Annotated in this window: 9 protein-coding genes; 4 read left to right on the top strand and 5 right to left on the bottom strand. The window is 64.6% G+C overall.

Features of this window, described 5'->3' with window-relative positions:
• Positions 1-347: WYL domain-containing protein (locus EOA60_RS16345; protein ID WP_128311602.1), on the top strand; the 347-nt coding region annotated here is incomplete at its 5' end.
• Between the two features lie 65 nt (positions 348-412).
• On the opposite strand, the gene EOA60_RS16340 is transcribed toward EOA60_RS16345, so the two are convergent.
• From EOA60_RS16340 to EOA60_RS16330, 3 genes are all read right to left on the bottom strand, one after another.
• Complete coding sequence (locus EOA60_RS16340) at positions 413-1,114, bottom strand: DUF1013 domain-containing protein (RefSeq protein WP_095799823.1); 702 nt, start codon at positions 1,112-1,114, stop codon at positions 413-415.
• 255 nt (positions 1,115-1,369) lie between these two features.
• The gene (locus EOA60_RS16335; protein WP_067002031.1) at positions 1,370-1,510 is read right to left on the bottom strand and encodes a DUF1127 domain-containing protein; all 141 of its coding nucleotides are present in this window, start codon (positions 1,508-1,510) and stop codon (positions 1,370-1,372) included.
• Positions 1,511-1,805: 295 nt separating this feature from the next.
• Positions 1,806-2,816: an NAD(P)H-quinone oxidoreductase gene (locus EOA60_RS16330; RefSeq protein WP_127334721.1), complete on the bottom strand. Its 1,011-nt coding sequence runs from the start codon at positions 2,814-2,816 to the stop codon at positions 1,806-1,808.
• Positions 2,817-2,925: 109 nt separating this feature from the next.
• On the opposite strand from EOA60_RS16330, the gene EOA60_RS16325 reads away from it, so the two are divergent.
• The 3 genes from EOA60_RS16325 to EOA60_RS16315 all read left to right on the top strand — a co-directional run bounded on the left by EOA60_RS16325 (position 2,926) and on the right by EOA60_RS16315 (position 4,777).
• Positions 2,926-3,120 (top strand): DUF1192 domain-containing protein, encoded by a 195-nt coding sequence (locus tag EOA60_RS16325; RefSeq protein ID WP_067002029.1) that lies wholly within the window; start codon positions 2,926-2,928, stop codon positions 3,118-3,120.
• 102 nt (positions 3,121-3,222) lie between these two features.
• A complete protein-coding gene (locus tag EOA60_RS16320; RefSeq protein ID WP_067002026.1) occupies positions 3,223-4,470 on the top strand; it encodes an MFS transporter in 1,248 nt (415 codons plus the stop codon).
• 31 nt (positions 4,471-4,501) lie between these two features.
• Positions 4,502-4,777: a metalloregulator ArsR/SmtB family transcription factor gene (locus EOA60_RS16315; protein ID WP_067319326.1), complete on the top strand. Its 276-nt coding sequence runs from the start codon at positions 4,502-4,504 to the stop codon at positions 4,775-4,777.
• 23 nt (positions 4,778-4,800) lie between these two features.
• On the opposite strand, the gene EOA60_RS16310 is transcribed toward EOA60_RS16315, so the two are convergent.
• Positions 4,801-5,265, bottom strand: a complete 465-nt coding sequence (locus tag EOA60_RS16310) for an SRPBCC family protein (RefSeq protein ID WP_127334723.1) — start codon at positions 5,263-5,265, stop codon at positions 4,801-4,803.
• A gap of 11 nt (positions 5,266-5,276) precedes the next feature.
• A partial coding sequence (locus EOA60_RS16305) for a metalloregulator ArsR/SmtB family transcription factor (RefSeq protein WP_245502568.1) occupies positions 5,277-5,585 on the bottom strand: 309 nt, incomplete at its 5' end.

The raw sequence follows: 5,585 nt of genomic DNA, 5'->3' as shown, positions 1-5,585 counted from the left end.
CGATGTGGGTGGTGAGCGATGCCGCGCGCGAGGCGATCGACCTCATCGAGCGCGCCATCGAGAAGCGCCAGGTGCTCACCATCGACTACTCGGACGAAGCCGGGCGCGGCACGGCGCGCGACATCCGGCCCCTGGGCCTCTGGTTCTGGGGCAAGGTATGGACCCTGGTCGCCTGGTGCGAGATGCGCGACGATTTTCGCGCCTTCCGCATCGACCGCATCGCCTCGGTGGTGATTGCCGGGCGTATCTACAAGCCGGAGCGCGGCAAGCAGCTCGCCGACTTCTACCGCGCCGTGGAACGCAGCGAGGATTACGGCATGGCGCCCGATCGAGCGGCGCGGACCTGACCTCCCCAGGCACGGCCGACAAAAAAGCCCGCGCGAAGCGGGCTTTTTTGTCGGGCTGGGAGACCTTACTCCTCTTCCCCGTCTTCTTTCTTGTCCTTCGACTTCAGCGCCGAAAGCTTGGCGAACACGGCATTGGCGTCGAGCTCCTGATCCTCGTCCTTCGGCTTCTCCGGAGCCGGCGTCAGCCTTTCGGTCAGCGCCGCCGGCAGCAGCGTGTCGCCGGCAGCCGGCTGTGCCTGCTCGCGGCCGCGCGAGGCGCGGTTGACTTCCATGTCGAGGTCGATCTGCGAGGTCAGGCCCAGCGTCACCGGATCCATCGGCTGCAGATTGGCCGAGTTCCAATGCCGGCGCTCCCGAATCTGCTCGATCGTCGACTTGGTCGTGCCGACCAGCCGCGCGATCTGCGCGTCCTTGAGTTCGGGATGGTTGCGTACCAGCCAGAGAATGGCGTTCGGCCGGTCCTGGCGTTTCGACAGCGGCGTGTAGCGCGGGCCTTTGCGCTTCGATTCCGGCACCCGCACCTTGGGGTCCGAGAGTTTCAGCCGATGGTTCGGATCCTTCTCGCCGCGCGCGATCTCGTCGCGGGTGAGCTGGCCGGTCATGATCGGGTCCATGCCCTTGATGCCCTGCGCCGACTCGCCGTCCGCGATCGCCTTGACCTCCAGCGGATGCAGCCCGCAGAACTGCGCGATCTGCTCGAAGGAGAGCGCGGTGTTGTCGACCAGCCAGACGGCGGTGGCCTTGGGCATCAGCAGCGTATTGGCCATGTCAAAAATCCTTCTCGTTCGCCCGCGTTCCCGCGCGGGCGGTGGTTTTAGAGCCACCAAAATGGGAAATTCGCGGCCTGTATAAACGCTCCGTCACGATTTCGCAATGTTTTTGGGAGGGGAGCAGCTGGGACCCAAAAAGACAAAACCCGCCGGACGGAGTCCAGCGGGTTCGGAACCGGAGACGAGCAAGCGTCTGCGACGGCTCTGGCTTCGAGACTACGGCCCAGCCTTGCGGCCGGGTCGTGCTTCAAATCAAAGAGCCTGGCGAGCGATACGCTCGATGTCGCCGCGGTTGATGCCGAGGTCGTTCAGCTGGCGGGCGTTCAGCTTGTTCAGCTCACGCACCGTCTCATTGTAGAGGCGCCAGTTGCGGAAAGCGCGGATCGGGTTCATTTCAGTCCTCCATTCACGGGATCAGTTGTTCGATGCCGCGTAAATAGGCACCCTTGCCTACGAATTGAACGGACTCTTTTGCATGGCGGCAATGCATTTTGTGCATTGCAGCATTAGGCCTTTGTTCAGTCTCTCGTCAGGGATCCGAACGACCAGGATGCGTCGCGGATTCAGGTCAGGCCAAGCCCAAAACGGTTGGTCCGCAAACCGGAGCGGAACGTACTTAAAGTACGTGAGCAGCGGAAGCGCAGGACACAATTGCTTGCAGGCCGGCCTCACCTATATCGGGCGCATCCTAGCCGACGTCGAGGACGATCTTGCCGATATGCTCGCCCTCCTCCATCCGCTCATGCGCCCGCCATGCCTCCGTCAGCGGGAAGATCATGTCCATGACCGGAGCGACCTTGCGGGTGCCGAGCAGCGGCCAGACCTGAGCCTCGAGCGCCGCCGCGATGGCTGCCTTGAATTCGACGGTGCGCGGCCGAAGCGTCGAGCCGGTATGGACAAGGCGCTTGACCATGAGCTTTGCGAAGTCGGTGCTGGCGACCGCACCGGCCTGTACGGCGATCTGGACGATGCGTCCTTCGACGGCCGCGGCGTCGTAGTTGCGCGCCACATAGTCGCCGCCCACCATGTCGAGGATGACGTCGGCGCCCCGGCCGCCGGTTGCGTCCTTGACCTCGGCAACGAAGTCCTGCTGGCGATAATTGATCGCCCGGTCGGCGCCGAGCCCAAGACAGGCGTCGCACTTCTCCTTGCTGCCGGCCGTGGTGACGACATAGGCACCGAATGCCGAGGCGAGCTGTATGGCCGTCGTGCCGATGCCGGACGAGCCGCCATGGACAAGCAGCGTCTCGCCTTTCTTCAGCTCGCCGCGCTCGAACACGTTGTGCCAGACGGTGAAGTAGTTCTCCGGCACGGCCGCGGCCTCGGAATAGGTAAAGCCCGCCGGGATCGGCAGCACGCTGCCGGCGTGGACCTTGACATATTCGGCATAGCCGCCGCCCGGCGTCAGCGCGCAGACCCGGTCGCCGGTGCGCCAGCGCGATATCGCGTCGCCGAGCGCCGCGATCTCACCGGCCGCCTCGAGCCCGGGCAGGTCCGAGGCGCCGGGCGGCGGCGGATAGGCGCCTTTGCGCTGCTGCACGTCGGGCCTGTTCACGCCGGCCGCGTGCACGCGGATGAGGACCTCGCCGGGGCCGGGCGTGGGCACGTCGCGCGTCTCCGGCTTCAGCACCCTGGGACCGCCAGGCTGCGAGATTGCGATCGCCGTCATCTTTGCCGGAATATGCTGTCCGCTTGCCATGAATTGTCCCGTTTCCTCATGCCGCTGGCCGGCTGTTTGCATCGGCATCCCTGCCCTATGTATGCTCATTACCAAATCAGGCAAATGGTGAAATCAGGGAGAAGCGACGATGGCGATCTTCGACGACGAACCCAGGAAGAAGCCCCGCCCACACGAGATCGGACAGGATCTGTCGCTGCTGTCTGTCGATGATTTGTCCGAGCGCATTGACCTGCTGCGCGAAGAGATCGCGAGGCTGGAAGCTGAGCGGGCCGCCAGGGGCGCCACCAAATCCGCCGCCGAGGCACTGTTTCGCCGCGGATAATCCTGGCTGCATGGCCAGCCGCCCCGGAAAAGCCTGAAAGCGACTGCCAGAGCTGCACCCTCAAACAGACCTGCGCTTCGAAATTACCAGCCGGATCAGCCTATGTTCGCAACCTACCGACCGATCCTCTCGCTGCTGCGCGGCACCGCGTTCCTGCTGGCGGCCTCCGGCCTGCATGGCCTGCTTTTGCCGCTGCGCGGCCAGCTTGAGGGGTTCTCGACCGCCTCGCTCGGCCTGATGGGCACGGCATGGGCGGGCGGCTTCGTCACTGGCTGTTTCTTCGCGCCGCGGCTGGTGCGCCGTGCCGGTCATGTCAGGGCGTTCGGCGCCTTCGCCGCCTCCGGCGCAATCATTGCGCTCCTCACCGGCCTCATCATCGACGAGTATTTCTGGATCCTGCTGCGCGCCTTCACCGGCTTCACCATGGCCGGCGCCTTCATGGTCATCGAAAGCTGGCTGAATGAGAAGGCCACCAACGAGAATCGCGGCACCGTCTTCGGCCTCTATATGATGGTCACCTATGCTTCGATCATGGGCGGCCAGATGATCGTCGCCGGCGGCGATGTGAAATCGGCCTCGCTGTTCATGATCACCGGCATCCTGTTCTGCCTGTCGCTCCTTCCGACTGCGGTGTCGACCCAGTCGCATCCGAAGCCGCTGCAGGATGTCAAGCTCGACGTCAAAGGCCTCTACGCCAATTCGCCCGTGTCGGCGGTTGCCTGCCTTCTGATCGGCATAGCCAATGGCGCCTGGGGCACGCTCGGCGCCGTCTATGGCGCCCGCATCGGCATCTCTACCGCCGAGATCGCGCTCATGATGAGCCTGGTGGTCATCGCCGGCGCGGCCATGCAGCTTCCCGCGGGCCGGCTATCCGACACCACGGACCGCCGTTTCGTGCTGGCGGGCGCAGCCTTCGGCGCGGCACTGTTTGCCGTGCTGGTCTTTCTGGTCGAGCCGCGTTCCGGCGTTTTCGTCATCTTGCTGACGGCCGCCTACGGCGCCTTCGCATACACGCTCTATTCGATCGCCGTCGCGCATGCCAACGACCACGCGCGGGCGGAGGATTTCGTCAAGGTTTCCGGCGGCCTGCTGTTGCTCTATGGCTTCGGCACCATGATCGGACCGCTGCTGGCCGCCGCTTTGATGGGCTGGCTGCGCCCCGAAGCGCTCTTCCTTGCGACCGCGCTCGCGCATCTCTGCCTTGCCGGTTACACCCTGCTCCGCATCCGCGCCCGCGCGCCGGTTCCGATCGAGAACCGCGATGCCTTCAAGACGCAGCCGGCCGACCGCGCCGTCACGCCGGAAGCCTTGCGGCTCGACCCGCGCACAAAGGTTGAAACCGATGGTTGAGATTTGGGGAACTTTGCCCCACAAATGAGGCATGATGTTTTCCGACGCTTTCGTGGCGATAGCCGATCCCAACCGGCGCTATCTCTTGGAAGAGCTCCGGCGCGGTCCCAAGACGGTGAATGAGTTGGCGGCCGGTTTGCCGGTTTCGCGCCCGGCCGTTTCCCAGCATCTGAAAGTCCTGCTCGACGCCGGTCTGGTCAAAGCCAGGGCCGAGGGCACCAGACGCGTCTACGCCGTCAGCACCGCCGGCTTCCTCAGGCTGAATGTCTGGCTGGATCAATTTTGGGAACTCTCCCCTGGAGAGTGACCGCTGGCCACCAGCCGGAGGCCTCAGTTCGCTGCCTGCAGCGCCGCGCCAAGCGCGTCGAGCAGTTCGCCCGTTCCATGCTGGCGCGTGGCCGGCGAGTCGATGCCGTCGAAGAAGGCCCCTTGCTCCGTAAGAATCAGTCGCGTTCCCTTGCCTTCCGCGATAAGCTCGATCGTCGCCAGCGAAACCGAGACTCGGGTTTCGCCGAACAGCAGCTCATAGCTGTAGACGATGCGTTTGTTCGGCACGACGTCCTGGTAGACGGCGTTGAAGAAATGCGTCTGCCCGTCGCTCGGGCAGCCGGCATTCACCTCCTTGCCGCCGATGCGAAAGTCCATTTCATGCCGGCTCGGCATCGGGTTGTCGGGATCGAAGAACCAGCGCTTCTTGGCCGCCGGATCGCTGAGCGCGAAATAGACCTTTTCGGGCGGCGCCGGATAGTGGCGTTCGATGACGAAGGTGGAATGGACGACGGATCGTTCGGTCATGACGGGCCCCTTCAGGTTTGGTCGGTGATGTCCGTGAGAAAATCGCCGAGCCGGTCGAGCCGGCGTTCCCAGGCCAGTCGCCGCTCGTTGATCCAATGCTCGGCTGCCCGCAATGCGTTTGGCTCGATCCGGCAGGTTCGCACCCGGCCAAGCTTCTCGGTGCTCACCAACCCGCTCGTCTCGAGAACGGCGAGATGCTGGACGACGGCCGACAGCGACATCGCCAGCGGCTCGGCCAGCTGACTGACCGATGCCGGTCCGCGCGACAGACGTTCCACCATCTGGCGCCGGGCGGGATCGGCAAGCGCCTGGAACATCAG

The sequence above is a fragment of the Mesorhizobium sp. M1A.F.Ca.IN.020.06.1.1 genome, assembly GCF_004023265.1.
Taxonomy (GTDB): domain Bacteria; phylum Pseudomonadota; class Alphaproteobacteria; order Rhizobiales; family Rhizobiaceae; genus Mesorhizobium.
The sequence above is the reverse complement of the archived record's forward strand: the minus strand, read 5'-3'. Positions and strand labels throughout refer to the sequence as shown.

Coding starts and splice junctions, on each gene's coding strand:
- EOA60_RS16340 (WP_095799823.1), bottom strand. CDS start 1,114: ATGGCCAATACGCTGCTGATGCCCAAGGCCACCGCCGTCTGGCTGGTC.
- EOA60_RS16335 (WP_067002031.1), bottom strand. CDS start 1,510: ATGAACCCGATCCGCGCTTTCCGCAACTGGCGCCTCTACAATGAGACG.
- EOA60_RS16330 (WP_127334721.1), bottom strand. CDS start 2,816: ATGGCAAGCGGACAGCATATTCCGGCAAAGATGACGGCGATCGCAATC.
- EOA60_RS16325 (WP_067002029.1), top strand. CDS start 2,926: ATGGCGATCTTCGACGACGAACCCAGGAAGAAGCCCCGCCCACACGAG.
- EOA60_RS16320 (WP_067002026.1), top strand. CDS start 3,223: ATGTTCGCAACCTACCGACCGATCCTCTCGCTGCTGCGCGGCACCGCG.
- EOA60_RS16315 (WP_067319326.1), top strand. CDS start 4,502: ATGATGTTTTCCGACGCTTTCGTGGCGATAGCCGATCCCAACCGGCGC.
- EOA60_RS16310 (WP_127334723.1), bottom strand. CDS start 5,265: ATGACCGAACGATCCGTCGTCCATTCCACCTTCGTCATCGAACGCCAC.